A 25125-nucleotide genomic window follows, 5' to 3' on the forward strand; every position below is an offset into this window, starting at 1 on the left:
CGATCGGGAAATTGAGAAAAGCGATTAGGAAATTGAAAAAGCCGCGCCCGAATTCGGACGCGGCCCTTTTTTAAGTCCATGGCGTGGTCAGCCTCCGCGCCATTTTCCCTGTTTCGATTAACGGAAGAGCGACAGAATGTTCTGCGAGTCCGAGTTGGCAATCGAGAGCGACTGGATCGCCAGCTGCTGCTGGGTCTGCAGTGCCTTGAGCCTGGTCGACTCTTCGTTCATGTCCGCATCCACCAGTCGGCCGACGCCCTTGTCGAAGGAGTCCGTCAGCTTGGAGACGAAGTCCGTCTGCATGTCGAGACGCTTGGAGACAGCACCGAGCTTGGATGCCGCACTGTTCATCGATTCCAGCTGGCCATCGACGAACGAGGTCAGTGCCGCCATGAGGTCTTCATCGCTGGCTCTGGTGCCGAGGCCGAGGTAGCTGACACCGCTGGAGTCGCGATAGTCTTCGAGCCTGGTGATGTCGAGGTCGGAAACCGAGATGTCCGTCCCGTACTTGATGCCGGCCGTTGCAGTCGCACCAGCCGAGAAGTCGTAACCCTTGGTCGTGTAGACTGCGTCGATGTAAGCGCCGCCGACCTTGATCATGTAGGTGCCGTTGGAGCCCGAAGAGTAGACGCCGTTGGTGTCGCCCTTCATGAACACGCCGCCGCCGATGTCCTTCCAGACAGCGTTGGTCGCATAATAGGCCGACGTGTTGATCTTGCCGAAGTATTCCTTCTGGTTCGTCGTGCCGTCGTCGAACTTGATGGCGCGGAAACCGTTGAGGGCGTTGCTGTCGAGAAGACCGCCGTGGCCGCCGCTCAAGTCGAACAGGACGTTCTGTTCGTCGAGGAGGACGTTGATGGTCTTGACCGCGACGTTGCCGTCGGCATCACGGATGAACGAACCGACGAGCTGCTTGGTGATTTCGCTGGAGGCGTAGATGATGCCGGTGGTCGCGCTCTGCGAGCCGCCGATTTCGGCCTGGAGCCAGTTTTCGCCGGAGAACGAAGCGGAGGAAGCGATGCTCTTCAGCTGGCTCTGCAGCTGGGTGATTTCTTCCTGGACCTTGGACTTGTCGACGCCCGGTTCGGAAGCGGCAACCAGCTTGTTCTTGATTTCGGTGACGACATCGATCGCCGATTCCATGGCGGAATAGGCAGTGTCGACCTTGGCGGCGCCGAGGCCGAGGGCGTCCTGAACCGTCGCGAGCGAACCCTTGTCGGAACGCATGGTGGTCGCGATCGACCAGTAGGCAGCGTTGTCGGAAGCAGAACCGACGCGCAGACCGGAAGAAACGCGGCTCTGCGTGGATTCCATGTCGTTGCTGATGCCGCGCAGCGTCTGCAGAGCAGACATAGCTGCAACGTTGGTGAGAATACTAGTCATATTGATTGCCCCTTGAATGGCTAATTGTAGGAAGGGACATTCCGGACGTCACCGGGAACAGCGGTCAGCTTCATGCTTGTTAACCATTTAATTTTCTTGGTTAACTCACCGTTTCGATGACCTAAGAATGGAGCAATATGATTAAGGAACATTGAAGTGATCCAGAGAATAAAAAAGGCCGCGTCCGAATTCGGACGCGGCCTTTTTTGGAGGTCGATGGCGCGGTCAGCCTCCGCGCCATTTTCCCTGTTTCGATTAACGGAAGAGCGACAGAATGTTCTGCGAGTCGGAGTTGGCAATCGAGAGCGACTGGATCGCCAGCTGCTGCTGGGTCTGCAGTGCCTTGAGCTTGGTCGACTCTTCGTTCATGTCCGCATCCACCAGTCGGCCGACACCCTTGTCGATCGAGTCGGTGAGCTTGGAGACGAAGTCAGACTGCATGTCGATGCGCTTCGATACGGCACCGAGCTTGGCTGCCGCACTGCCCATCGATTCCAGCTGGCCATCGACGAACGAGGTCAGCGCCTGCATGAGATCCTCATCGCTGGCTTTGGTACCGAGGCCGAGGTAGCTGACACCGCTGGAGTCGCGATAGTCTTCGAGCTTGGTGATATCGAGGTCGGAAACCGAGATGTCCGCTCCGTACTTGATGCCGGCCGTTGCAGTCGCACCAGCCGAGAAGTCGTAACCCTTGGTCGTGTAGACCGCGTCGATGTAAGCGCCACCGACCTTGATCATGTAGGTGCCGTTGGAGCCCGAAGAGTAGACGCCGTTGGTGTCGCCCTTCATGAACACGCCGCCGCCGATGTCCTTCCAGACAGCGTTGGTTGCGTAGATCGCAGACGTGTTGATCTTGCCGAAGTATTCCTTCTGGTTCGTCGTGCCGTCGTCGAACTTGATGGCGCGGAAACCGTTGAGGGCGTTCTGGTCGAGAAGACCGCCGCGGCCGCCGCTCAAGTCGAACAGGACGTTGGTTTCGTCCAGAACGACGTTGACGGACTTGACCGAGACGTTGCCGTCGCTGTCACGAACAAACGAGCCGATGAGCTGCTTGGTGATCTCGGTGCCGGCCTGCATGATGCCGGTGGTGGCGTTCTGAGTGCCGCCGATTTCGGCCTGGAGCCAGTTTTCGCCGGAGAACGAAGCGGAGGAAGCGATGCTCTTCAGCTGGCTCTGCAGTTGGGTGATTTCTTCCTGGACCTTGGACTTGTCGACGCCCGGCTCGGAAGCGGCAACCAGCTTGTTCTTGATTTCGGTGACGACGTCGATCGCCGATTCCATGGCGGAATAGGCAGTGTCGACCTTGGCGGCGCCGAGGCCGAGTGCGTCCTGAACCGTCGAGAGCGAACCCTTGTCGGAACGCATGGTGGTCGCGATCGACCAATAGGCAGCGTTGTCGGAAGCAGAGCCGACGCGCAGACCGGAAGAAACGCGGCTCTGCGTGGATTCCATGTCGTTGCTGATGCCGCGCAGCGTCTGGAGCGCGGCCATCGCCGACACGTTAGTGAGAATGCTAGCCATAGTTGATTGTCCCTTTGAACTAAATACATGGAGGGGGACATACCGGACTGTGTATTTTACCGGCACTTCGGTCCGGCATCATGCCAACTCGGTCTCTTCAATCTGAAGGAACACCAAACCCGTCGTGTGAGCCAAATCTCGCAGCAAATCCTTGCTAAGTTCTTTAAACAGCACGACGACCTGAAAACCCTTCCGCCGGCATCATTAACGAAAGGTGTACGAAGCGCCCGGCTTCCGGGAGGTCGGCTTCATGCAAGCTTGGCTTGCCACGATGCGCGGTGAAGCCGATTTGCCGGGACGCCGGCACAACTTTACTGGAGCGGGAAGCCTTGAAACCCCTGAAGATACAACGGCAATACGTCGCAGCACAAAATCACTTCGACAAAAAAGAATATCACGATGTATTGGGCATCCTGAACAAGCTGCTGGATGTTCACAAGGATCCAAGGCACTACGCACTCCTGGGCGCAACCCTGTTGAAGCTCAAGATGAAGACCGAGGCCGCCCAGGCTTTCCAAATTGCCGGCGAGATGGAATCTCCGCATAAGCTCAAGTACACGCGCGAAGCCATGCGCCTTCATTTCTCCAACAACGACGACATCAACGTCCTGCGCCTCGGTGCGCGCAACCTCAAAGAGGCGATTGCCGATCCGGACATGGCTGTCCTGATGTCCGGCGCCCTGATGCGCCAGGAACTGGAAGGCGCCGAAGCTTTCCGCAATACGCTTGCAAGAAGCGACGAGCCGACACACCGCCAGCTCGCCGCCCGCTCGATCCGGCTCCAGGATCGCAGCGACGAAGAAAACAAGTGCATCCTGGAGATCTTCGAGAAAGATCCCGAGGATCGGATCGTGCGCAATTTCTATCTCTCAGCCATGAGAGACGCCCTCGATTACGATATCATCCGGAAATACGAGCCTATCCAATTCGAGGAAATCGCCAGGGGCGAATTCGAAGCGGTCGCCGACGAGGTGTCGCTCTTCAATCTGCGCTGGTGCGACGACGAAAAGACGAACGCCATCGCAGGCTCCAGAATGGGCGAGAGAAAGCCCAAAAACGCCGCGTCGAAAAGGCACAACATGCCGCACCGCTGGGGCAACAAGCTGCGCATAGGCTATCTTTCGGCCGACCTTTGGACGGAACACGCCGTCATGAAGGCGCTTCGCGGCATACTGGAATCGCACGACAAGAGCCGTTTCGACATCACGCTCTTCTGCAACGCTCCTGCCGAGCGGCTACGCAACGACAACAATGCCATCCGCGAGGAATGGGGCCGGGTTGTCCGGATCCGGGGCATGACGGATGACGAGGCGGCCGAGGCGATCAAGGCCGAGAACATCGATATCCTCGTCGACCTGCAGGGGCATACGGCAGAAAACCGGGTATTCGTGATGAACCGCCAGACCGCACCGGTGCATGCGACCTGGCTCGGCTATCCGGGCACCGTGGTCAACGTCGACATCGACTACCTCATCGCGGACAAGACGGTGGTGCCGGAAAGCTCCTTCCAGCACTATTACGAGAAGATCTGCTGGATGCCCGAGACGTTCTTCCCGAACGAAGCGGTTCACCGCCCGATGCCGCAGCCGATCGATCGGTCGCTCTGCGACATGCCCCAAGACGCCTTCATCTTCTCGTGCTTCCACAGTCACTGGAAGTTCACGCCCGCGACCATCGATCTTTGGGTACGCGTCCTCAAGGAAACGCCGGAAAGCTATCTGTTCCTGATCTGCCGCGAAAGATTCGGCGCTCGAAAGAACCTTATCAAGGCCTTTGCGGAAGCGGGCATTCCGGAAAGCCGCCTGATGTTCGGCGATCGCGTCAACAACTATGCGGCCTATATCAACCGTATCGGCCTGACCGATCTCGGTCTCGATACTTATCCGTACAACGGCCATACCACGACCTCCGAAAAGCTCTGGGCCGGACTTCCGATGCTGACCCACAAGGGCAAGAACTTCGCATCCCGGGTCAGCGAAAGCCTGCTGAATGCACTGGGCCTGCCGGAAATGGTCGCCGAGGATAAGGACGACTTCGTTCGCCGCGCGGTCCATTACTACAACAACCGCGAGGAGCTCAAAGAGGTCCGGAAACGGCTGGAGGCTAACCGCTTCACGCACCCGCTGTTCGACGCCGAACGGTATTGCCGGCATCTTGAAACCGCCTACACGATGATGGCCGAGAAGGCCAAGGCCAAGATCAAGCCCGACCACTTCAGCGTTCCGGCCCTCCCGCCGCGGGAAGGCCCCTTCAGCTTCCGCAACAGCTGATATGCGAATGGAAACGGCGGGGATCCCCCGCCGTTTCCATTTCAGCAGCTCTGCTGCCAGTTAATTGAAAGAACGAACCAGGCTCCCGACCAGCAGGTTCCAGCCGTCGATCAGGACAAAGAAAAGGATCTTGAAGGGCAGCGAGATCGATGTCGGCGGCAGCATCATCATACCCATTGCCATGGTGATTGCAGCGACGATCATGTCGATGACCAGGAACGGCAGGATGATCAGGAAGCCGATTTCGAAACCGCGCCGTATTTCCGAAAGCATGAAGGCGGGGATCAGGACGCGGTAGTCGACGGCCTGCGGCGTACCGACGGCCTGGTTACGCTCCCGGGCGATTTCCACGAAAAGTTCCAGATCCTTGTCGCGCGTATTGGCTGACATGAACACCCTGAACGGCTCCGCGATCCGCTGAACCGCCTCCGCCTCTGTGACCTGGTTCTGAAGAAGCGGCTGGACGCCCTCGTTCCAAGCCCTGTCGAAGGTGGGCGACATGACATAAAACGTCATGAACAGTGCCATCGAGACCAAGATCATGTTCGACGGTGCGGTCGACAGGCCCATGCCCGAGCGCAGGATCGAGAAGGCGATCACGATCCGTGGAAAGCTGGTGACCATGATCAGGATGCCGGGGGCGACGGAGAGAACCGTCAACAGCCCGAAGGTCCGGATGATCCACGCAGCTGCGGAACCATCGACCGGCAGATTGAGAAGATCCGCCGGCGATTGCTGGGCGAGCGCGAGCCCGGGTGCCGCCATCAGAGCGACGAACAGGTAGATCAGCCGAATCATGCGATCACGAAGGTCCTTTGCGTCATCTTCGATAGTCACCCCGACCAATGCAGGTCAACAGCTGCTGGACGCGTGCGGGAACTCGTACACAGAAAGGACGCCGCACCGGTCGAACCACAAAGCCCGGGCCGCCGCCGCGATCTTGATTCAGCTTGGCGCAAGTCTGGTCGAATAGCCTCAATCCAGGAATAGCTAATGGACGTACAGAGCCTGGAAAGCCCCGTGCTGGCTCTCGCGTCGATCGGAAGCGCCTCGGAACCCTGCCGCTGAGCGTCCGTTGCTTGCGGCTGACCCGCGGCGTTTTCGAACAAATCAGGTCGAGGAAATTCGGTGACTCCCATCAAACTCAGCATATGCATCCCCACCTACAACCGTGAGAAACACCTGCACGATTGCCTGGAACGGTGCCATCGCGATTTCCGTTTCGATTTCCCCTATGAAATCGTCATTTCCGACAACGCCTCGACGGACAATACCGGCGCGGTCGCCAAGGAATTCATCGAGCGGGGAATGCCGATCCGGTACGTCAGGGGCGCGGAGAATGTGGGGATGATCCCCAACATGAGCAGCTCCCTGCGGCTGGGACGCGGCGAATACCTCCTCTACCTCGCCGACGACGATCGCCTGATCCCACAGGAAGTCGCCAATATCGTTGCCTACCTGGACGAAAATCCGAACATCACGGTCTGCCATGCGCCGTGGGCGATGTATGACGGCATCAACGAGGTCGAAGGCGGACTGTTCTACACCGTCAACGAAGACAAGGTTTTTCCGCAGAAAAGCTTCGCCGAAGTTTTCAACTATATGTTCCGGGGCCACATCTTCCCTGAAATCGGCATCTACCGCGCCAGCGCTTTCCGGGCCTCCTGGGTTCCCAGGGATATCTGCTTCTACCCGTTCCCCATGCTTGCCCACTTCCTGGACCAGGGCGACATCGCCTTCCGGAGAACGCCCTTCTATCGCCAGGTCATCGCATCCGGCGTCGAACGCGATCGTGTCCAAGGGGGCGCTCAGATCGCGGCAACCGGATGGGACCAGTACCGCGGCGGCCTGGAATACTTCCTCTACTTCGCATCCAAACGCGGCAAGGTCGGTACCTCGCCCGACGAACGCGCGACCCAGGAGCATCTCTGCAGAAACTTCACGCTGCAGCGGATGGCCGTCTCGATGCGACTGCTCGTCGGCATGCGCGAATACGTGAAGGCGTACGAAGTCTATACGAGAATGGTCTTCGGAGGCTTCGAGGAGCATCCGGAAGTCATGTCCTTCAAGGAAGGCGGATTGCTCGCAACGGCGCTGCAGACCCTTTCTTGGCAGTTGGGGGTGACTGCAGGCATCGAGAATCTCGTCATCTCCGGATACCCGGACATCGTAACCCTCAAGGAACGGCTCCAAAGGGTGAGGCTCCCTTCGCGACTGGAGATCATCGACGAGCCGGCGGAACCTACGCCCGCGCAACTCGACAATACGGCGATCCTTGTGCATTTGCCGGAAGAGCGGGCCCGTTTCGTTGAGATGGGTTATCTGCCCAACCTCGTGTTCGCCCAGGACGATCTGATCAGGACCATTTTGCTCTAGCGCACGAAGGCGTTTAGCCCGATCGCCGGAGAAGCTCCATACGCATGGTTTGCTGACGGTCGTCGTTCAATGGATAAGCCGTCAGTTACGGAGAGACGGAATTGAAAGCTGTAATTCTCGCCGGTGGGTTGGGAACCCGCATCTCTGAGGAGACGCATCTCAAGCCCAAGCCGATGATCGAAATCGGCGGACGGCCGATCCTCTGGCACATCATGAAGCTCTACTCCGCCCATGGCGTGAACGAGTTCATCATCTGCTGCGGATACAAGGGCTACGTCATCAAGGAGTATTTCGCGAACTACTTCCTGCACATGTCGGACGTCACCTTCGACATGGCCTATAACGAAAAGCAGGTCCATCGCCGCAGCGCCGAGCCCTGGAAAGTCACGCTGATCGATACCGGCGAAGCGACGATGACCGGCGGTCGCCTGAAGCGGGTTTCGGAATATCTGCGCAACGAGGAAAGTTTCTGCTTCACCTACGGTGACGGCTTGAGCGACGTGAACATCACCGAGCTCGTCAAATTCCATCGTTCGCATGGCAGGAATGCGACGGTTACCGCGGTGCATCCGCCGGGCCGTTACGGCGCGCTCGAGCGTTCCGGCAACCAGGTTACCGGATTCGTGGAAAAGCCGCGCGGCGACGGCGGGATGATCAATGGCGGCTTCTTCGTGCTTTCGCCGAAATGCATCGACCTCATCGAGGGCGACAACATTCCGTGGGAGTCTGCGCCGATGGCGAACCTTGCCACGATGGGCGAACTGATGGCTTACGAGCACGAAGGTTTCTGGCAGCCGATGGACACTCTGCGGGAAAAGAACCTTCTCGAAGACCTCTGGGCCTCCGGAAAAGCGCCATGGAAAATCTGGCCGTGAGCGGCGGGGCTCGTCCGGACCGCGGTTTCTGGGCGGGTAAACGCGTTGTTCTGACAGGGCATACCGGCTTCAAGGGAGCGTGGCTTTCCATCTGGCTCCGGCGCCTCGGCGCCGAGGTCACCGGCATTGCCCTGCCGCCCGAAACGCAGCCCAGCCTCTTTGCACTCGCGCAGCCCGACCTCAAGGAAAGCCATTTCCAGGATATCCGCGACGCGGCTCGTCTCGCCGAACTGTTACGCTCCGCATCGCCCGAGATCGTCATGCATCTCGGCGCCCAGGCCCTGGTACGCCCGAGCTATCAGGATCCGCTCGGCACATTTGCGACCAACGTGCTCGGAACGGCCAATCTGCTCGAGGCAGTCCGTTCGGTTCCATCGGCGCGCGTGGTCGTCGCGATCACCACCGACAAGGTCTACCGCAACCTTGAACATGCCTTCCCTTACCGGGAGACCGACCATCTCGGCGGGCATGATCCGTATAGCGCCAGCAAGGCCGCGTCCGAGATCGTCATTGCGAGCTATCGCGATTCGTTTCTGCGCGAAAAAGGCGTGGCGGTCGCCAGCGCCCGGGCCGGCAATGTGATCGGCGGCGGCGACTGGTCGGCCGATCGTCTGCTGCCGGATGCGGTCCGCGCCTGGCAGTCCGGCAATACGCTCAGCGTCCGGCGGCCGGAGGCGAAACGCCCCTGGCAGCACGTACTCGAACCGCTCTCTGCCTATCTCGTGCTTGCCGAACGGCTGTGGAGCGACCCTTCGATTGGGGATGCCTTCAATTTCGGTCCCATCAGCCATGAGGCAGCGCCGGTGCGCCAGGTGATCGAGATCGCCCGCGCCTCCTACGGTCGCGGCGAGGTGCAATATGGCGACGGCACCGAAGGCCCGCACGAAGCGGGCTGGCTTGCCTTGGAAACGGCCAAGGCGCGGCATATGCTCGACATCGAACCGCGCTGGTCGCTGACGGAAGCTGTCGACCGGACGATGAAATGGTATCGTGCGCAGAACGACGGCGCCGATGTCCGTGCGCTTTGCGAAGCCGAGATCGCCGAATACGAGGCACGCCCTTGAGCCGCTTCACCGTCACCGATCTGCCGCTTGCCGGCCTGAAACTCGTCGAACGCCAGAACCTCGGTGATTCGCGGGGCTTCCTGTCGCGCATGTTCTGCGCCGAGGAACTCGCGTCCGCGGGTTGGGCAAAGCCGATCGCCCAGATCAACCTGACGATGACGGCGCGGCAAGGCACCGTGCGGGGCATGCATTTCCAGCATCCGCCGCATGCGGAAATGAAACTGGTCAACTGCCTGCGCGGCGCGGTCCTCGATGTCGCGGTGGATCTCAGACAAGAGTCCCCGACCTTCCTGAAATGGCATGCCCAGGAACTTTCTGCCGAGAACCGCCGATCGCTGCTGATCCCGGAAGGGTTCGCGCACGGCTTCCAGGCGCTGACCGACGATTGCGAACTCCTCTATTTTCATTCGATGCCCTACGCATCCGGTTCGGAAGGTGCGCTGAACGCGCTGGATCCCGCACTCGACATCGCCTGGCCGCTGGAGATCACCGAAATGTCGGATCGGGATCGCGGCCATTCCACCCTGACATCACAATTCACGGGACTGACGCCATGAACTGCCGCCACTGCGGTACCGCACTTCGCTGCGATTTCCTCGACCTCGGCTTCGCGCCGCCGTCCAACGCCTACCTTACCGCCGAGGATCTCTCCAAGCCGGAAGTCTATTTTCCCTTGAGGCTGCAGGTCTGCGAGGAATGCTGGCTGGTCCAGACGGAAGACTATGCTTCCGCCGAATCACTCTTCAGTGCCGAATACGCCTATTTCTCCAGCGCCTCGACGAGCTGGCTTGCCCACGCGGCCCGCTATGTCGAAATGATCACCGCTCGTCTCGGTCTCGGCCGAGACAGCATGGTCATCGAGGTCGCATCGAACGACGGTTATCTCCTGAAGAACTTCGTCAAGGCCGGCATACCCTGCCTCGGCGTCGAGCCGACGGCGAGCACGGCCGAAGCCGCCGAGGCGCTCGGCATTCCGGTCCGCCGGGAGTTCTTTGGAGAGACGCTGGGCAAGCAATTGGTCGGCGAAGGCAAGAGTGCCGATCTCATCCTCGGCAACAATGTCTATGCGCACGTGCCCGATATCAACGATTTCACGCGCGGTCTGAAGGCGGTGCTGAAGGCCGGCGGTACGGTCACGCTCGAATTCCCTCATGTCATGCGGCTCATCGAACACAATCAGTTCGATACGGTCTATCACGAGCACTTCTCCTACCTCTCCCTCTTCACGGTCGGAAAGATCTTCGAAGCGGCGGGCCTGCGCGTCTTCGACGTCGAGGAATTGCCGACCCATGGCGGCAGTCTTCGCGTTTACGGCTGCCATTCGGATGATTCGCGCCGAACAACGGAGGCTGTTACCGCCCTTCTCGGCGAAGAACAGCGCCGCGGCCTTCAGACACCGGCGACCTATGCCGACTTCCAGGCCAAGGCCGAAAAGGTCAAGAACGATGCGCTCGCCTTCCTGCTGGACGCAAAGCGCGAGGGCAAGACGGTGGCGGCCTACGGCGCCGCGGCCAAAGGCAACACGCTGCTCAACTTCGCCGGGGTCAAGCCGGACCTCCTGCCCTATGTCTGCGATGCCGCAGCCGCCAAGCAGAACAAGTTCATGCCGGGCAGCCATATCCCGATCCTGCATCCCGACGAGATCGTCGCGCGACGCCCGGACTATGTGATGATCCTGCCCTGGAACATCGCCACCGAAGTCCGTCAGCAACTGGCTTCGCTTGCCGATCAGGGCACCAGGTTCGTAACCGCCGTGCCGGAATTGAAGATCGTATGACGCCACTCGTCCTGCTCACCGGAGGAACAGGTTTTGTCGGCCGCCAGGTACTGCGGGCGCTGACCGAATCCGGTGCGCGCGTCCGGGTGATCCTGCGCGAAGGATCATCGGAAAGCCGGCTTGGCGATCTCTCGGCTGTCGAGAGCATCGTGCGGACGCCGGACCTGTTCCGCGAGCCGGTCGAGTGGTGGGCGAAGACACTCGAAGGCGTCGATACGGTCGTTCATGTCGCCTGGTATGCCGAACCCGGCAAATATCTACAGTCGCCGGAAAACATCGTCTGCCTCGAAGGCACATTGCGGATGGCGCAGGGCGCTGCTCTTGCGGGCGTCAAACGGTTCGTCGGCGTGGGCACCTGTTTCGAATACGACGTCTCGGTCGGGATGCTGGCCACCGACACGCCGCTGCGTCCGATCAGCCCCTATGCCGGCGCAAAAGCTGCGGTGTTCATGGCCCTGTCGCAATGGCTGCCGCTGCACCGGATCAGCTTTGCCTGGTGCAGGCTCTTTTATCTTTTCGGCGAGGGCGAAGACGAGCGACGGCTGTTTCCCTACCTTCGCGCGCAGCTCGCCGCAGGCAAACCGGTGGATTTGACCAGCGGCAACCAGATCCGCGACTTCCTGGACGTTCGGGAAGCAGGAAGGCAGATAGCCGATATCGGACTTGGCGACAAAACGGGAGCCGCCAACATCTGTTCCGGAATTCCGGTCACCGTGCGGCAGATAGCCGAGCGGTTGGCCGACGAGTATGGTCGCCGCGATCTCCTGCGATTCGGCGCCCGTCCCGACAATCTGGTGGATCCTCCCTGCGTTGTGGGATTAACGAGGTGATGACATGACGACGAAAGATACCCTGCTGCTTTACGAACAGCCGCAGTTGCCGACCTTCCAGAACCGCGTTTATCCCACGGCAGCGGAAGCCAAAGCCTGCGCCAAGGGCGATATCCGCCTGGTGCAGGACCTGAAGACGGGCCTCGTCTACAATGATGCGTTCGATCCGAAGCTCATGGACTACGACGGCAACTACAATAACGAACAGGGTGTCAGCCGGCACTTCCACCAGCATCTGGAAATGGTGGCGGGCATCGTCGAGCGGACGATGGGCCGTGAGAACCTGGTCGAGGTCGGCTGCGGCAAGGGCCTCTTCCTTGAGATGCTGCTCGAAAAGGGTTTCGACCTTACCGGCTTCGACCCCACCTACGAGGGCAGCAACCCGCGCGTGAAGCGGCATTATTTCGAGGCCGGCGTCGACGTCCAGGGCGAGGGGCTGATCCTTCGCCACGTGCTGGAGCATATCCAGGACCCGTATGACTTCCTCGTCGAGCTCTGCAAGGCGAACGGCGGCAAGGGCCGCATCTATATCGAAGTGCCCTGCTTCGACTGGATCATGGAACACCGCGCCTGGTTCGACGTGTTCTACGAGCACGTCAATTATTTCCGCCTGTCCGATTTCCATCGGATCTTCGGCAATGTCATCGAAAGCGGTCGCGTTTTCGGCGGGCAGTACCTTTATGTGGTGGCCGAGCTGGATTCATTGCGGCCGCCGGTGCGCGAAGAAACCGATCGCGTCGCGTTTCCGGCGGATTTCACCCGCACGCTGGGCGACCGAATCGCCGACGGCGACAGCTCGGCGATCTGGGGCGGCGCGTCGAAGGGCGTGACCTTCTCCCTGCTGAAATCCCGTCAGGGGCAGCCGGTCGACATGGTGATCGACATCAATCCCGCCAAGCAGGGCAAATTCCTGCCGGCAACCGGCCTGATGGTGCAATCGCCGGATCAGGCCCTGGCGAAACTTCCCCACGGCTCGACCATCTACGTCATGAACTCCAATTATCTCGAGGAAATTCGAATGCTGTCTCACAACGCTTACACCTATGTGGGGATCGACAATGAGTGATTTCACCAAGGAAGTTGAAGCCCGCGTCGCGGCTGTCCCTGGAAACAAGGAGCTGAACGACAGCGCCGCGCAGTTCATGCGCACGTCGATCGCCTCGCAATATTCCTACAACTACTTCTGGCTCGGCCGGCCGATCATCCAGTATCCGCAGGACATGGTCGCCATGCAGGAGCTGATCTGGACGGTGAAGCCCGACCTGATCATCGAGACCGGTATAGCCCATGGTGGCTCCCTCATCCTCAGCGCCTCGATGCTGGCCCTGCTGGAACTGTCGGAAGCTGCGGAAAAGGGCGAAGTCGTCGATCCGGCCAAGCCGAAGCGCAAGGTTCTCGGCATCGACATCGACATCCGCGCCCATAACAAGGAGGCGATCGAGGCCCATCCGATGGCATCCCGGATCGAGATGATCCAGGGCTCCAGCATCGCGCCCGAGATCATGGACCAGGTCCGCAAGGTCGCCGCCGGCTATTCGCGCATCCTGATCAGCCTCGACAGCAACCATACGCACGAGCACGTTCTCGAGGAACTCAAGCTTTATGCCCCGCTCACCAGCGTCGGCAGCTATTGCATCGTGTTCGACACCGTCGTCGAGGACCTTCCGAAGGAACTGGCCGGCGATCGTCCCTGGGGACCGGGCGACAATCCGAAAACGGCCGTCTTCGAATATCTGAAGACCCATCCGGAATTCGAGATCGACAAGTCGATCGAGAACAAGCTGCTGATCACCGTCGCCCCGGACGGCTTCCTGAAGCGGCTCCGCTAACCGAACAAGCTGCTCCTTCCACCCAGGCTGGAAGGAGCGGCCGACCGTATGGAGACCCACTCCGAATAAAAAAGCGGCCGTTTAGGCCGCTTTTTTCGTGCGTTGTCTTTGAAACCCGCCGCTACTCGATCACGAAGGAGCGGAACATCACCTTGGCGACCTTGCCCTGCGAGCGAAGATCGACGCGTTCTTTGAGATCGTCCTTGAGATACTGGAAGCCCCGCGGACCTTCGATCTGCTGCAGCGAAACGGTGCGCATGTAGGCGAGGATGTCCTGGTGGATATTCTCCGCGAGGGCCAGTTCCGGCGGCCCCTTGAACGCAAGCGCGACTTCGAGCCGGATCCAGTTTTCGGACGGATAGGCGAGATTGGTGGTAATCGGCTCGAGGAGAACGACGCCGTTCGCCTCGGTGGAAATATGGGGAAGCCCCTCTTCCTTCTTGCCGGCCTCGCCGTGTTCGCCGCCGGCTGCCGCCGTCTCGTGCTTCTGCGCGGCGTCCGGATCCTTCGGCGCGATCATGCCGCCGACGACCCAGCCGCCACCGGCGCCGATCACGGTCAGGATCGCGACGCCCGCGATGACCATGATGCTGCCGTTCTTCTTCTTACCGGCGTCGCCCGCCTGTGCTTCATCCGCCATGGTCTTCAAACCTTCACATCAAGAGACCTTCGCCCAGGTCCGTCAGAAGGGCGAGAACATATCGACGACCTGCTGACCGACCGGCGGCTGCTGGACTTCCGTCAGGCGGCCGCGGCCACCGTAGGAGATGCGGGCCTCGGCAATCTTGTCATAGGAGATCATATTGGTGGAATCGACATCCTGCGGCCGGACGATACCGGCAACGTTCAGAATGCGGATTTCGTGGTTGACGCGCACTTCCTGCGAGCCGCTGATCAGGAGATTGCCGTTTTCGAGAATGCCGGTCACGACGGCGGCCACGAGCAGCTTCAGGCTTTCGGCACGCTTGGTCGTTCCCTTGCCCTGCGAATCCGTGCTCGAATCGGTGCCGAGATCGCCGGTCGTGCCCGCTTTCGGGGTCCAGCCGAACAGGTTGCTGAGGTTGGCGCCCCAGGTCAGGCTGGTCGAATTCGTGCGGTTGCGTTCCGTCTCGTTGTCGAACGACGCCTTGTCGTTGATCTTGATATCGACCGTGAGGATGTCGCCGACGTTCAACGCGCGAGAATCCTTGAAAAGCGCAGCCTGATTGTCGCTCCAGAGCGAATAGCCGCTGGCCATCTGCCGCGGCTGCTTCGGATAGGACGACATCTGCGGCGCCTGCGCATATTGCAGGCCGCTGCCGATCGGGCTCATCGCCGGCGCATTGCCGATCTCCTTGATCGTCTGGCTCGAACAACCAGCCAGGAACAGAACGGCCATGATGGCGGGAATGCGTTTCGTCATGAGGGCACTTTCGGAACATTGGGAGCGCGTGCTTTCGACGTGTTGGGGTCGGAAGCGCTTGAGATGATCGTGGAGATCATGCCGGCCTTCTGTGGGTCCATTTCCGCGAGGAAAAGGGCCGATTGGCGGGCCGGAAGCTGCATGATGATCGCGGCTGCGACCTCCATGTTCATTTCTCCGAGCTGCGGTGCTGCCGCATCCGGCTTCATCGTCTTGAAGATATCGACCAGGCCGGCCTGGGCCCGAGCCAGGAAGTCGTTGCGGCGCTTCAACCAGTCCTGGTATTCGGCGGTGCGATCCTGAAGGGCCTTGATGCGGGTATCGACATCCGCCTGCAGCTTTTCAAGCTCCTGCTTCTGCAGGAGATAGCGCTGATCGCGCGCGGCATCGGCGATATTGGTGCAGAATTTCTGGATCTCGTCGCTGGTCGACGCTTCGGTGACCGGCGCCGGCTGCTGTGCTCCGACCTGGGAAACCAGCGTCAGGACAGCGGCAGCGGCGAGGACGCGGCGCGCCAGCGTCTTGGATACGGAAATGGTGAAGAGCGTCTCGGTCATTGCAGGACGAGCTCCGCTTGAAGGGCGCCGGCGGACTTGATGCCTTGCAGGATGGCGATGATGCCGTCCGGCTTGACGCCGATGCTGTTGAGACCGGCGACCAGGGTCCGCAAATCCGGACCGTTGAGGAGCGCGACCTGGCCGCCGTCCTTCATCGCCATGATATCCGTCTGGGGCTGAACCTCCGTCTCGCCGCGCGAGAAAGGTTCGGGCTGGATCACCTGCGGGGTCTCCGTGACCTGCACCGTCAGCGTCCCGTAGCTCACCGCAACGCGCGAGATCTTCACATCCGCGCCGATGACGATCGTGCCGGTCCGCTCATTGACGACGACCTTGGCGGGCGTATCGGTTTCGACCACGAGGTTCTCGATCTCGGCCATCAAGCGCGTCAGATCGGCGGACTTCGGCTTTTGAACGATCACTTCCTGGCTGTCGCGGGGTTCTGCGATCGGACCGCCGTAGCGGCGGGCCGCGAAGCTGTTGACGATGTCGGAGACGCGCACCGCGGTCGAGAAGTCCGGATTGCGGAGCTGCAGGACGAGGTTTACCGAGTCCTTGAACTTCGACGGCAATTCACGCTCGACGATCGCGCCGTTCGGAACGCGGGCCGCCGTCGTCACACCTTCGGTCAATGTGGCTGCCTGGCCCTGGGCCGAGAAGCCGGACACGACCAGTGCCCCCTGGGCCACGGCGTAGATCTGGCCGTCGGCGCCGGAAAGCGAGGTCATGACCAGCGTGCCGCCGCGCAGAGAGGTCGCATCGCCGAGCGAGCTGACCGTCACGTCGATGCGGCTGCCGGGGCTGGCGAAGGGCGGCAGGTTGGCCGTGACCATGACGGCCGCGACGTTCTTGGCGTTGGACTGGCTGCCCTGGGTCGAAATGCCGAGGTTCTGCAGCATCGCCTTCATCGACTGGTCGGTGAAGGGAGACGAGCGCAGGCTGTCGCCCGAGCCCTGAAGACCGACGACGAGGCCGTAGCCGATCAGCTGGTTGTCGCGACCGGCCTGCAGGGACGCGATGTCCTTGATACGGGCGGTGACGACATAGGGACCGTCGGCGGATGCCGGCGCGCCGCCCAGGAGGGAGCCGATCACGGCAAGTGTTGTGAGGAAGAGACGGGTTCTCATTTCGCCATCACCTGGATCGTCCCATCAGCCATGACGGTACCGCTGACCGTGACACCCGAATCGATGTTGCGCACACGAATGACATCCCCGACCGCCGCATTCTCAAGCGGCGCGCCGGAGGCCGAAATGGTCATGGCGCCGATGGTGAAGGTCAGGCGAACCGACTTGCCGCGCGTGACCGCGAAGGCTTCGCGAAGTGCCGAAACCGGAACGGTGCGCCCAGCCAACAGCGTGCGCTTTGCCACCATGCCCACGACTTCCTCGGTCCTGCGGGCATAGTCGCCGCCCAGATTCGGATTGGTGACCTGCACCTCCTCGACCCTGCCCTCGGTGATCTCTTCGCCGGGATAAATGGTCTGGACCGGCACAACGGCCGTGCCCATACCGGCGAGGACCGGCGAGCCCGTTGCGGCAAGAAGAGCTGCCAGGAGCCGCAAGGCCAGCCTGGCGCCAATCGCATTTTTCCGGCGAAACTTCATGTCTGCCCGTCTCCTGGTTATTATTTCAGGTTCTTGCTGACGATCGTAGCCATCTCATCGGCTGTGGTGATGACCTTGGAGTTCATTTCGTAGGCGCGCTGCGCGGAGATCAGGTCGGTGATCTCGCGGACGGCGTCGACGTTCGAACTCTCCAGATAACCCTGCTTCAGATAACCGAAGCCCGGATCCTCGGGGGCTGCCACGATCGGCTCGCCGGATGCGGCGGTCTGCGCAAACAGGTTGTCGCCGAGCGGCTGCAGGCCGGCTTCGTTGACGAAGTTGGCGGTGGTGAGCTGGCCGATCTCGGTGAAATCGGGGGAATTGCCGATGCGGACCATGACCTGACCCGTCCGGGTGATCTTGGTTTCGCTGACGTCTGCCGGGAAAGTGATGTTCGGCACGACCGCATAACCGTCGATCGTGACCAGCTGGCCGTCGGCGTTCTTGTTGAAGGCGCCGGCGCGGCTGTAGAGCGTCTGGCCGTCCGGGGTCTGGATCTGATACCAGCCGCGGCCGACGATCGCCACGTCGAGATCGTTCTCGGTATGGGTCAGTTCACCCTGGGTGTGGATGTTGCGGACAGCCGAGGTCTGCACGCCGAGACCGATGTTCGCGCCTTCCGGCACGATCGCCTGGTTGGCGCGGTTCGGCACGCCCTGGGCACGCTCGCTTTGATAGAGAAGATCGGAAAACTCGGCGCGGGCGCGCTTGTAACCGGTCGTGTTGATGTTCGCGATATTGTTCGCGATGACTTCGAGATTGGTCTGTTGGGCATCCATGCCCGTTGCTGCGACGGAAAGCGCTCTCATGTCTTCGTCCTCAAACTCTAGATCTGCATTTTCGTGACTTCGAGATAGGCGGACACGATCTTGTCGCGCAGCGCCATGGCGGTCTGGAGCGACTGCTGCGCTTCAAGAACCGCATCGACGACTTCACGGGTATTCGCCTTGCCCTGGATGGCCTTGAAGGACATCGATTCGGCGCCCTTCAGGCTGTTCATCGTGTCCGTCGCCATGTTGGCCATGACGCTGCCGAAATCCATGCCGGTGTTCTGGCCGGGCGTCGTCGCGATGCCGCCGGCGAGCGTGGAACGGCTTGCGGAGCCGACCTCGTCGAGGCCGTTGGTCAGCGAGAGAGAGCTAAGGTTTTGAATCTTGTCGATCATTGTCCGGCCTTCAGAAGGTCAATCGTCGCAGCGATCAGTTCGCGCGTCTGCTTGATGGTCTGGATGTTTGCGTCGTAGGAGCGATTGGCTTCGCGCATGTCGCCCATCTCGATCAGCATGTTGACGTTGGGCAGCTTGACCATGCCCCTGGCATCGGCGGCCGGGTGGTCCGGATCATATTCCTCGATGAACTTCGAGCTGTCGTTGCCGAGTTTCTTGATCTCGACCACGTCCACGCCGCTTGCCTTGTCCAACTCGGAGCCGAAGGTGATCGTCTTGCGGCGGTAGGGGTCGGCACCCGGCGTGTCGCCGGTGGAGCGGGCGTTGGCGATGTTTTCGGAAACGATGCGCAGACGTGTCGACTGCGCCTCCATTCCCGATCCAGCGATCTTCAGGGAGGCTGAAAGCGGATCCATTTGCTTACCTCTTAACTAACGTCAGCATCATGCTGTGAAACGATTTCACTAGTCCTGTGCTCAATTCGTATTGGCGTTTGATTTCACCCGTCTTGGTCAGCTCATCGGCCAGCGAGACGGTGTTTCCGGATTCCTGGACGCCGATTTCGTCGTTCAGCTCCGATGCCTTGATGTCGATCTCATCGCTGAGGTCGTTGCTGGCGAAATGGGCCGGATTGGTGCGGGCCATCGGAACATGCGTGCGATCCAGCACCGAATCAAAAGGCGTGATGTCCTTCGCCTTGAACTTCGGCGTGTTGGCATTCGCGATGTTGCCCGCAACAACTTCCTGGCGCACCGAAAGCCAATCGGCCTGACGGGATGCCATTTCGAACAATTGAATCGGTTGCATAGGCTTGTCTCCATCTTCTGTCCGGAAACTATGCCAGTAACCTTGCGTCGGACTTACGGGCGAGCACTCCCGCCCGTGTCCTGATAAACTTCTCCGCTGGAAGTAATGATCACCCACTTGCCCTCTCGTTGTTCGAGCGTGGCGAGCTTGCTGTTGTCGGGCAAAACCGAGCCGACCCGGACCATATACATGCCGGAGCCGTCCTCGATGAGCGCGCGGCCATTGGCGACGTGCAGCAGCCGGAAATTGCCCCGGCCCGGAAAGGGCTGCTCTTCCTGCAGATTGCCGTCCTTGCGCGTTTCGCCGAGGGACGACGTGGTGGCCGTGGTCAGCGCATCCATCGGCTCGACGGGCTTCGGCCAATCGTCCTTGGAACTGTCGGTCATGGCGAGAGGCGATACGGTCACGACCGAGCGAGCGGCGCCCGGAGGCAGATCGCGCGTGCGGCCGAGCGCTTCGGTCCGGATGCCGAACTTGTCGGCATTCAGGAAGACGTACCATGGAAAGAAGGCGGAAGCTGCGGCCAGGGTGATGCCTGTCGCGACCAGGATCTTGTCGCTCAATCGCGAGCGAGCCTCTTCCGATTGAGCTGCCGCTTCCTGATTGTTCTTGTCGCTCATCGAATAATCACCTTCTTGCTATGGCCGACTGCGGATTGCCCTGCCCTGCCGCCGCCCGCAGGGCATTGGCCAGGTCCGCGTAAGCGTCGAGCGTCGGTTTTTCCCCCGGCGTCTGCTTCAAGACTTCATAGATGACCGGCACCTGCTTGATCGCCATGTCGAGATCCGGATCGCTGCCGGCGCGGTAACCGCCGATAAGGCGCAGGTCGCGCGTCTCCTCGTAGCGGTGCACCAGCGATTTCAGGCGCGACACCAGCTTTTCCTGATCCTCGGTCCAGGCCTTTCGGGCAAGACGCGAGATCGAGGAGAGCGGGTTGATCGGCGGATAACGGCCTTCCTCGGCAAGCGAACGCTCAAGAACGATGTGACCGTCGAGAATGCCGCGGGTCGAGTCGGCGATCGGGTCGTTGTGGTTGTCGCCATCGACAAGGATGGAGATGATCGCGGTGATCGTACCCGTTCCCTCGACGCCCGGGCCGGCGCGTTCAAGCAGGCGCGGCAACTCGGTGAAGACCGACGCCGGATAACCGCGGGCGATCGGCGGCTCGCCTGCCGCAACGGCGACCTCGCGAATCGCATGGGCAAAACGGGTGACGCTGTCGGCGATGAACAGGACGTTGTCGCCCTGATCGCGGAAATGTTCGGCGATGGTGATGGCCACCAGCGGCGCCATCTTGCGCAGCATCGGGCTTTCGTCGCTGGTCGCAACGACGGCGATCGATTTCGACATATGCTCGCCGAGCGTATCCTCGATGAATTCGCGCACTTCGCGGCCGCGCTCGCCGACCAGTGCGATCACCACCTTGTCGAAGGAATCGGCTCTGGCGAGCATCGAGAGAAGCGTCGACTTGCCGACGCCCGAGCCGGCGAAAATGCCGAGACGCTGGCCGAGGCAGAGCGGCGAGAAGATGTCGATGGCCCGGACCCCGGTCCTGAAACCCTTTTCGACGCGGCTGCGTGTCATTGAAGGCGGAGCGGTATTGGCGATCGAACGCGGATGAAGACCGCGCCCGACCGGACCCTTGCCGTCGATCGGCTCTCCGAGCGAATTGATCGTGCGTCCACACCAGCTATTGTCCGGCGCGACACGAAAGGCGCCCTTGCGGATCACCGTATCGCCGATGCCGATCGGCTCGCCGGGTTCGATGGGGCAGACGTAGATAATGTCCGGCTCGACGCGGACCACTTCGCCGAGATGGATGCCGGTCGCGCTGCGATGGGCGACGAATTCGCCAAGCCGCACGTGTTTCGACAAGCCCGCAACGGTATAATGTCCTGCAGCGATGGTCCTGACATGACCACCATGGGCGACCGAGAAGGCCGGGTCGGAATAACGTGCCGAAAGGCCGGCAAGCTGGGCCAGCTTGCCGCCGTTGACTGCATCGAGGATAGCCGCTTCCATCATGGTGGGCCCTCTTTCCTATCGTTTAGGCGTTGGAGCCGCCGAGTGTCTTGATCGCATCGTCCAGCGAGGTCTCGCTATCGCGCATCAGCGACGAGATGCTTTCGAAAGCGCGGTTGACCTGGATCAGCTGGGTCATTTCGCGGATGCCGTTGACGTTCGCCCCTTCGAGGTAGCCCTGAACGACGGAGTTATCGATCCCCTCGAGCACCGGCTGCGGCGTATCGACGGTGATCACGCCGGAGTTGTCGTGACGGACGAAGCCCTTCGTGACGTCGGCCGTGAACAGGCCGAGGCTGGCGACGGGCTGCTCGTTCTGGCGGATGATGCCGTCGGAGCCGACGGTCGGAGGGCCGCCATCGCGGTTGAGCTGGATCGGGGCACCACCGGCATCGAGAACCGCATAACCGCGGATCGAACGGAGCTGGCCGAGCTCGTCCATCGTGAAACGGCCGTCGCGGGTCAGCACCTGGCCGGCCGGCGTATCGATCGCGAACCAGGCATTGCCCTTGATTGCGAAGTCCAGCGGGTTGCCCGTGCGCTGCATTTCGCCGGTACGGGTCGACAGATAGTCGTTGCCCTGGGTGACGAACGCGACCTTTGCACCGATATCGTTCTGGGTCTTGCTCAAGACCTCGTCGAACTTGACCTCCGTGGAACGGAAGCCGACGGTGTTCATGTTGGCCATATTGTCGGCGATCGTGTTCAAGCGGCGCTCGAGCGCGATCTGGGAAGAGATGCCGACGTAAAGTCCGGACTGCATATCATTTGCCTCCGAGTTTCAGGTTATTGATCGAGATCAGAAGATCCGTGGAAATTCCGCTCGAGGATGGGGAATTGAAGACGGCGAGCGGATCGTAGCTCTCGCTGGGATTGCTGATCTCCCACATCGCCGTAAACCGTTCGAGAAACTTGTTGACCTTGGCCGGGTCCTGGAAATCCGCGATCTTGACCGTGTCTTCGATGTATTTGGCCTGACGGTCGAGGTCGGCGCCGATCATCTCGGCCGACATACCAAGCGCGGTGCGCATGACTTCCGAAAGCGCGTCGTCGGCAAGAACTTCCATGCCGGATTTGATCGTCGGGGCGGTGCGCTCGAAATAGAGCGCCAGCCGGACGCCCATGTTCTCGACGCCCGCATCCTCTTCCAGCGTCTGGCGCTGGAACTTGTCGACGACGCCCTTCTGGGCCTTGTCGAAGGAGGTGGCGGTGGTGCCGAAGGCGGCAAAATTCAGGGATTCGGCGAGCTGCGCATAGCGACTGTCGGAGAGCTGGTTGGCAAAATCCGCCTTGTTGTCGGTTCCCTCGGTCAGGACCTTGCGGATGAAGGCCTTGGCATAAGCCATGTCTTCGAGACCGTGAGCCTTCAGCGCGTAGTTATAGATGCGCGTATCGGCCATGAAGTCGTCGATGGTTTTGATGCTGCCGATCTTGGAGAGGTAATATTCGCTCTCGCGCGCAACTTCCGGCTTTTCGGCGACGCGTTCCAGCGACTTCGACATGTCGCGGCTGATCATTGCGTAGCTGGTATAGGTCGTGATCACGGTAGCTCTACCTAAGTCCGCGGAAGCGGCGGACGTCGCTGCGGAGCGGGCAATCCGGTCCGATCGTCGGCAGAACTAGGCTCGAAGACTTGTGCGAAGCTGTTCCGGACCTGCTTTCATTGGCGTCTCCACAGCCAGCCTCACGCAAGCCAGACGCCTTATCCCCAAGACAAACGAAAACGATCGGGCACAGGTACGCGATGAATATTATTATCGGCTTTGTCATCACCGTTGGCTGTATTCTCGGTGGCTTCATGGCCATGGGTGGCCACATCGACGTCCTCATCCAGCCCTATGAGCTTCTGATCATCGGTGGCGCCGGTCTCGGTGGCTTCATCATGGCCAACCCGATGAAGGTCGTGAAGGATAGCGGCAAGGCGCTCGGAGAGGCATTCAAGAACGCCGTCCCGAAAGAGCGCAACTATCTCGACATTCTCGGCGTGCTTTATTCGCTGATGCGCGACCTCAGAACCAAGTCGCGCAACGAAATCGAAGCGCATATCGACAATCCGGAGGAATCGCCGATCTTCCAGACCGCTCCGACGGTCCTGAAGAACAAGGAACTGACCGCCTTCATCTGCGACTACGTGCGCCTCATCATCATCGGCAATGCCCGCTCCCACGAGATCGAGGCCCTGATGGATGAAGAAATCAACACCATGTTCGCCGACAAGATGAAGCCCTATCACGCGATCACCGCGATGGGAGATTCCTTTCCGGCCATCGGTATCGTCGCCGCCGTTCTCGGGGTTATCAAGGCGATGGGCAAGATCAACGAATCGCCGGAAGTCTTGGGCGGCCTCATCGGTGCGGCTCTCGTCGGCACCATGCTCGGCATCTTCCTGTCCTATTCGGTCTGCAACCCGCTGACCTCCCAGATCAAGATCGTCCGCACCAAGCAGCATCGCCTCTACATCATCGTCAAGCAGACCCTGCTTGCCTACATGAACGGCTCCGTGCCGCAGGTCGCGCTCGAATACGGACGCAAGACGATTTCCAACAAAGAACGGCCCTCGATCGACTCGGTCGAGCAGGAAATGATGAATCCTGGTGGAGAAAAGGCGGCATGATGACGTCGAACCAAGCAAACCAATCACCGGCGTCGGGCATGGACCTGGCGCTCCTGGCAAAACTGACCGGAGGCCTCGGCGACAAGAAGACCGTCGAGAAGATCAGCAGCGAATTCGCGCAACTCTACGCGGAATTCCTGCCGGACGTCTTTCACAGCGAAACCGGCATCCGGATCGGCGTCTCCTATGTGAGCTGCACGTCCGGCCTGATGACCGATCTCATTAACGATCTCGGCGATGGGTTTGCCCTTTCCGACGGATCCCTGCGCAACTGGTCGCCGAACTTCGTGCTCGGTTGCGGCAACAGTTTCGTGATTGCGCTCATGGAGCTGATGCTGGGCTCCGCGCTCGAGACGATCATGCAGCCGATCGAACGCCCGCTTTCGGATATCGAACTCGACCTCGCCGTGATGGTCTTCGAGCGGATTGCCAATGTGCTGCGATCGGGTGTCAACGCCCAGGGAGGCTTCGAAGCAAGCCTTGAACGGCCTCATAACGCCGAAGACCGCCCCAAGCCGGACGATCTGTCTCGCCCGGAATTCGGCGTCTCCATCCGCATGGCGTTCGAGCTCGGTTCGGTGATCTCCGAATTCGCTCTGGTCATCCCCCAACGTGCTTTCCTGAAGACCAAGGTCACCGCGCCGAAGGCGAAGGCTCAGGCTTCCAAGGCCAAGCAGGAATGGACGGACCGCATGAACGACCAGGTCCGCCGCTCGCACGTCACCCTCGAAGCCCGCATCCGCCTGCAGAAGCTGACGCTCGGTACAATCTCGCGGCTCGCAGCCGGCGACGTAATCGCCTTCCAGGACAAGCGCGATGTCCAGGTTCAGGTCAGTGCAAACGGCCGGGATATGTATTCGTGCGAATTCGGGCGGTCCGGCGAGCGGTATACAGTCCGCGTAAAGGATAACATCAGCACGGACGACGAGATTCTCCAACACCTGATAGGCTAGACCCGCGGCCGGCCTGTCACTGGTTTTTTTCGCCAAGGCAGGCTGACGCAAGTTTCAACAGGAATAATCACCGC

27 protein-coding genes are annotated in these 25125 nt (G+C 60.5%); 11 read left to right on the forward strand and 16 right to left on the reverse strand.

The window, feature by feature from the left end:
• Positions 1 to 117 precede the first annotated feature (117 nt).
• Both ACZ9EJ_RS15575 and ACZ9EJ_RS15580 read right to left on the reverse strand, forming a co-directional pair.
• A complete protein-coding gene (locus ACZ9EJ_RS15575) occupies positions 118 to 1383 on the reverse strand; it encodes a flagellin N-terminal helical domain-containing protein (protein WP_285229797.1) in 1266 nt (421 codons plus the stop codon).
• Positions 1384 to 1638: 255 nt separating this feature from the next.
• Entirely contained in the window at positions 1639 to 2904 is a 1266-nt protein-coding gene (locus ACZ9EJ_RS15580) for a flagellin N-terminal helical domain-containing protein (RefSeq protein WP_046628215.1), read from the reverse strand.
• Positions 2905 to 3233: 329 nt separating this feature from the next.
• On the opposite strand from ACZ9EJ_RS15580, the gene ACZ9EJ_RS15585 reads away from it, so the two are divergent.
• Positions 3234 to 5174, forward strand: a complete 1941-nt coding sequence (locus tag ACZ9EJ_RS15585; RefSeq protein WP_476099365.1) for an O-linked N-acetylglucosamine transferase, SPINDLY family protein — start codon at positions 3234 to 3236, stop codon at positions 5172 to 5174.
• A gap of 60 nt (positions 5175 to 5234) precedes the next feature.
• Here the strand turns inward: ACZ9EJ_RS15585 and fliP are convergent, their stop codons facing one another.
• Entirely contained in the window at positions 5235 to 5972 is a 738-nt protein-coding gene (gene fliP, locus ACZ9EJ_RS15590) for a flagellar type III secretion system pore protein FliP (protein WP_046628212.1), read from the reverse strand.
• A gap of 330 nt (positions 5973 to 6302) precedes the next feature.
• Here fliP and ACZ9EJ_RS15595 point away from each other — a divergent pair, with 330 nt between their 5' ends.
• From ACZ9EJ_RS15595 to ACZ9EJ_RS15630, 8 genes are all read left to right on the forward strand, one after another.
• Positions 6303 to 7550 carry a glycosyltransferase family 2 protein gene (locus ACZ9EJ_RS15595; protein ID WP_046628210.1) on the forward strand — a complete coding sequence of 416 codons (1248 nt, stop codon included), beginning with the start codon at positions 6303 to 6305 and terminating at the stop codon, positions 7548 to 7550.
• Positions 7551 to 7651: 101 nt separating this feature from the next.
• Positions 7652 to 8425 carry a glucose-1-phosphate cytidylyltransferase gene (gene rfbF / locus ACZ9EJ_RS15600; RefSeq protein ID WP_037087070.1) on the forward strand — a complete coding sequence of 258 codons (774 nt, stop codon included), beginning with the start codon at positions 7652 to 7654 and terminating at the stop codon, positions 8423 to 8425.
• On the forward strand, positions 8407 to 9489 hold the full coding sequence (gene rfbG / locus ACZ9EJ_RS15605; RefSeq protein WP_046641990.1) for a CDP-glucose 4,6-dehydratase: 1083 nt from the start codon (positions 8407 to 8409) through the stop codon (positions 9487 to 9489). The genes rfbF and rfbG overlap by 19 nt, the downstream gene beginning before the upstream one ends.
• Positions 9486 to 10046 (forward strand): dTDP-4-dehydrorhamnose 3,5-epimerase family protein, encoded by a 561-nt coding sequence (locus tag ACZ9EJ_RS15610; RefSeq protein ID WP_046641988.1) that lies wholly within the window; start codon positions 9486 to 9488, stop codon positions 10044 to 10046. Before rfbG ends, ACZ9EJ_RS15610 begins: the two co-directional genes overlap by 4 nt.
• The gene (locus tag ACZ9EJ_RS15615) at positions 10043 to 11266 is read left to right on the forward strand and encodes a class I SAM-dependent methyltransferase (RefSeq protein ID WP_255742856.1); all 1224 of its coding nucleotides are present in this window, start codon (positions 10043 to 10045) and stop codon (positions 11264 to 11266) included. The genes ACZ9EJ_RS15610 and ACZ9EJ_RS15615 overlap by 4 nt, the downstream gene beginning before the upstream one ends.
• The gene (locus ACZ9EJ_RS15620; protein WP_046641987.1) at positions 11263 to 12096 is read left to right on the forward strand and encodes an NAD-dependent epimerase/dehydratase family protein; all 834 of its coding nucleotides are present in this window, start codon (positions 11263 to 11265) and stop codon (positions 12094 to 12096) included. The genes ACZ9EJ_RS15615 and ACZ9EJ_RS15620 overlap by 4 nt, the downstream gene beginning before the upstream one ends.
• Positions 12097 to 12100: 4 nt before the next feature.
• On the forward strand, positions 12101 to 13162 hold the full coding sequence (locus tag ACZ9EJ_RS15625) for a class I SAM-dependent methyltransferase (protein ID WP_046641986.1): 1062 nt from the start codon (positions 12101 to 12103) through the stop codon (positions 13160 to 13162).
• Complete coding sequence (locus ACZ9EJ_RS15630) at positions 13155 to 13925, forward strand: cephalosporin hydroxylase family protein (RefSeq protein ID WP_046628197.1); 771 nt, start codon at positions 13155 to 13157, stop codon at positions 13923 to 13925. Before ACZ9EJ_RS15625 ends, ACZ9EJ_RS15630 begins: the two co-directional genes overlap by 8 nt.
• A gap of 121 nt (positions 13926 to 14046) precedes the next feature.
• Here the strand turns inward: ACZ9EJ_RS15630 and ACZ9EJ_RS15635 are convergent, their stop codons facing one another.
• Genes ACZ9EJ_RS15635 through ACZ9EJ_RS15695 form a run of 13 tightly spaced genes read right to left on the reverse strand, consistent with a single transcriptional unit; the run spans position 14047 to position 23028 of the window.
• Entirely contained in the window at positions 14047 to 14565 is a 519-nt protein-coding gene (locus ACZ9EJ_RS15635) for a flagellar basal body-associated FliL family protein (RefSeq protein WP_046628559.1), read from the reverse strand.
• A 42-nt stretch (positions 14566 to 14607) separates the two neighbouring features.
• Complete coding sequence (gene flgH / locus ACZ9EJ_RS15640) at positions 14608 to 15327, reverse strand: flagellar basal body L-ring protein FlgH (RefSeq protein ID WP_037087079.1); 720 nt, start codon at positions 15325 to 15327, stop codon at positions 14608 to 14610.
• A complete protein-coding gene (locus tag ACZ9EJ_RS15645) occupies positions 15324 to 15884 on the reverse strand; it encodes a MotE family protein (RefSeq protein WP_046641985.1) in 561 nt (186 codons plus the stop codon). Before ACZ9EJ_RS15645 ends, flgH begins: the two co-directional genes overlap by 4 nt.
• Entirely contained in the window at positions 15881 to 17011 is a 1131-nt protein-coding gene (locus ACZ9EJ_RS15650) for a flagellar basal body P-ring protein FlgI (protein ID WP_046628193.1), read from the reverse strand. The genes ACZ9EJ_RS15645 and ACZ9EJ_RS15650 overlap by 4 nt, the downstream gene beginning before the upstream one ends.
• A complete protein-coding gene (gene flgA, locus ACZ9EJ_RS15655; RefSeq protein WP_052753458.1) occupies positions 17008 to 17490 on the reverse strand; it encodes a flagellar basal body P-ring formation chaperone FlgA in 483 nt (160 codons plus the stop codon). Before flgA ends, ACZ9EJ_RS15650 begins: the two co-directional genes overlap by 4 nt.
• A gap of 20 nt (positions 17491 to 17510) precedes the next feature.
• Complete coding sequence (gene flgG / locus ACZ9EJ_RS15660) at positions 17511 to 18299, reverse strand: flagellar basal-body rod protein FlgG (RefSeq protein ID WP_037087082.1); 789 nt, start codon at positions 18297 to 18299, stop codon at positions 17511 to 17513.
• Between the two features lie 17 nt (positions 18300 to 18316).
• Positions 18317 to 18655, reverse strand: coding sequence for a flagellar hook-basal body complex protein FliE (gene fliE, locus ACZ9EJ_RS15665; protein ID WP_046628191.1), 339 nt, complete (start codon positions 18653 to 18655; stop codon positions 18317 to 18319).
• Complete coding sequence (gene flgC / locus ACZ9EJ_RS15670) at positions 18652 to 19071, reverse strand: flagellar basal body rod protein FlgC (protein ID WP_046628189.1); 420 nt, start codon at positions 19069 to 19071, stop codon at positions 18652 to 18654. Before flgC ends, fliE begins: the two co-directional genes overlap by 4 nt.
• 4 nt (positions 19072 to 19075) lie before the next feature.
• Positions 19076 to 19462 carry a flagellar basal body rod protein FlgB gene (gene flgB / locus ACZ9EJ_RS15675; RefSeq protein ID WP_046628187.1) on the reverse strand — a complete coding sequence of 129 codons (387 nt, stop codon included), beginning with the start codon at positions 19460 to 19462 and terminating at the stop codon, positions 19076 to 19078.
• A gap of 53 nt (positions 19463 to 19515) precedes the next feature.
• Positions 19516 to 20082, reverse strand: coding sequence for a hypothetical protein (locus ACZ9EJ_RS15680; RefSeq protein ID WP_046628185.1), 567 nt, complete (start codon positions 20080 to 20082; stop codon positions 19516 to 19518).
• Between the two features lie 7 nt (positions 20083 to 20089).
• The gene (gene fliI, locus ACZ9EJ_RS15685) at positions 20090 to 21487 is read right to left on the reverse strand and encodes a flagellar protein export ATPase FliI (RefSeq protein WP_046628183.1); all 1398 of its coding nucleotides are present in this window, start codon (positions 21485 to 21487) and stop codon (positions 20090 to 20092) included.
• 22 nt (positions 21488 to 21509) lie between these two features.
• Positions 21510 to 22247 carry a flagellar basal-body rod protein FlgF gene (flgF, locus tag ACZ9EJ_RS15690; RefSeq protein ID WP_046628180.1) on the reverse strand — a complete coding sequence of 246 codons (738 nt, stop codon included), beginning with the start codon at positions 22245 to 22247 and terminating at the stop codon, positions 21510 to 21512.
• A gap of 1 nt (position 22248) precedes the next feature.
• The gene (locus ACZ9EJ_RS15695) at positions 22249 to 23028 is read right to left on the reverse strand and encodes a DUF1217 domain-containing protein (protein ID WP_046628178.1); all 780 of its coding nucleotides are present in this window, start codon (positions 23026 to 23028) and stop codon (positions 22249 to 22251) included.
• A gap of 200 nt (positions 23029 to 23228) precedes the next feature.
• Here ACZ9EJ_RS15695 and motA point away from each other — a divergent pair, with 200 nt between their 5' ends.
• Both motA and ACZ9EJ_RS15705 read left to right on the forward strand, forming a co-directional pair.
• Positions 23229 to 24098, forward strand: coding sequence for a flagellar motor stator protein MotA (motA, locus tag ACZ9EJ_RS15700; protein WP_046628177.1), 870 nt, complete (start codon positions 23229 to 23231; stop codon positions 24096 to 24098).
• The gene (locus tag ACZ9EJ_RS15705) at positions 24098 to 25051 is read left to right on the forward strand and encodes a FliM/FliN family flagellar motor switch protein (RefSeq protein WP_046641995.1); all 954 of its coding nucleotides are present in this window, start codon (positions 24098 to 24100) and stop codon (positions 25049 to 25051) included. The genes motA and ACZ9EJ_RS15705 overlap by 1 nt, the downstream gene beginning before the upstream one ends.
• Positions 25052 to 25125 lie beyond the last annotated feature (74 nt).

This window comes from Neorhizobium sp. USDA 3394, from assembly GCF_056280385.1.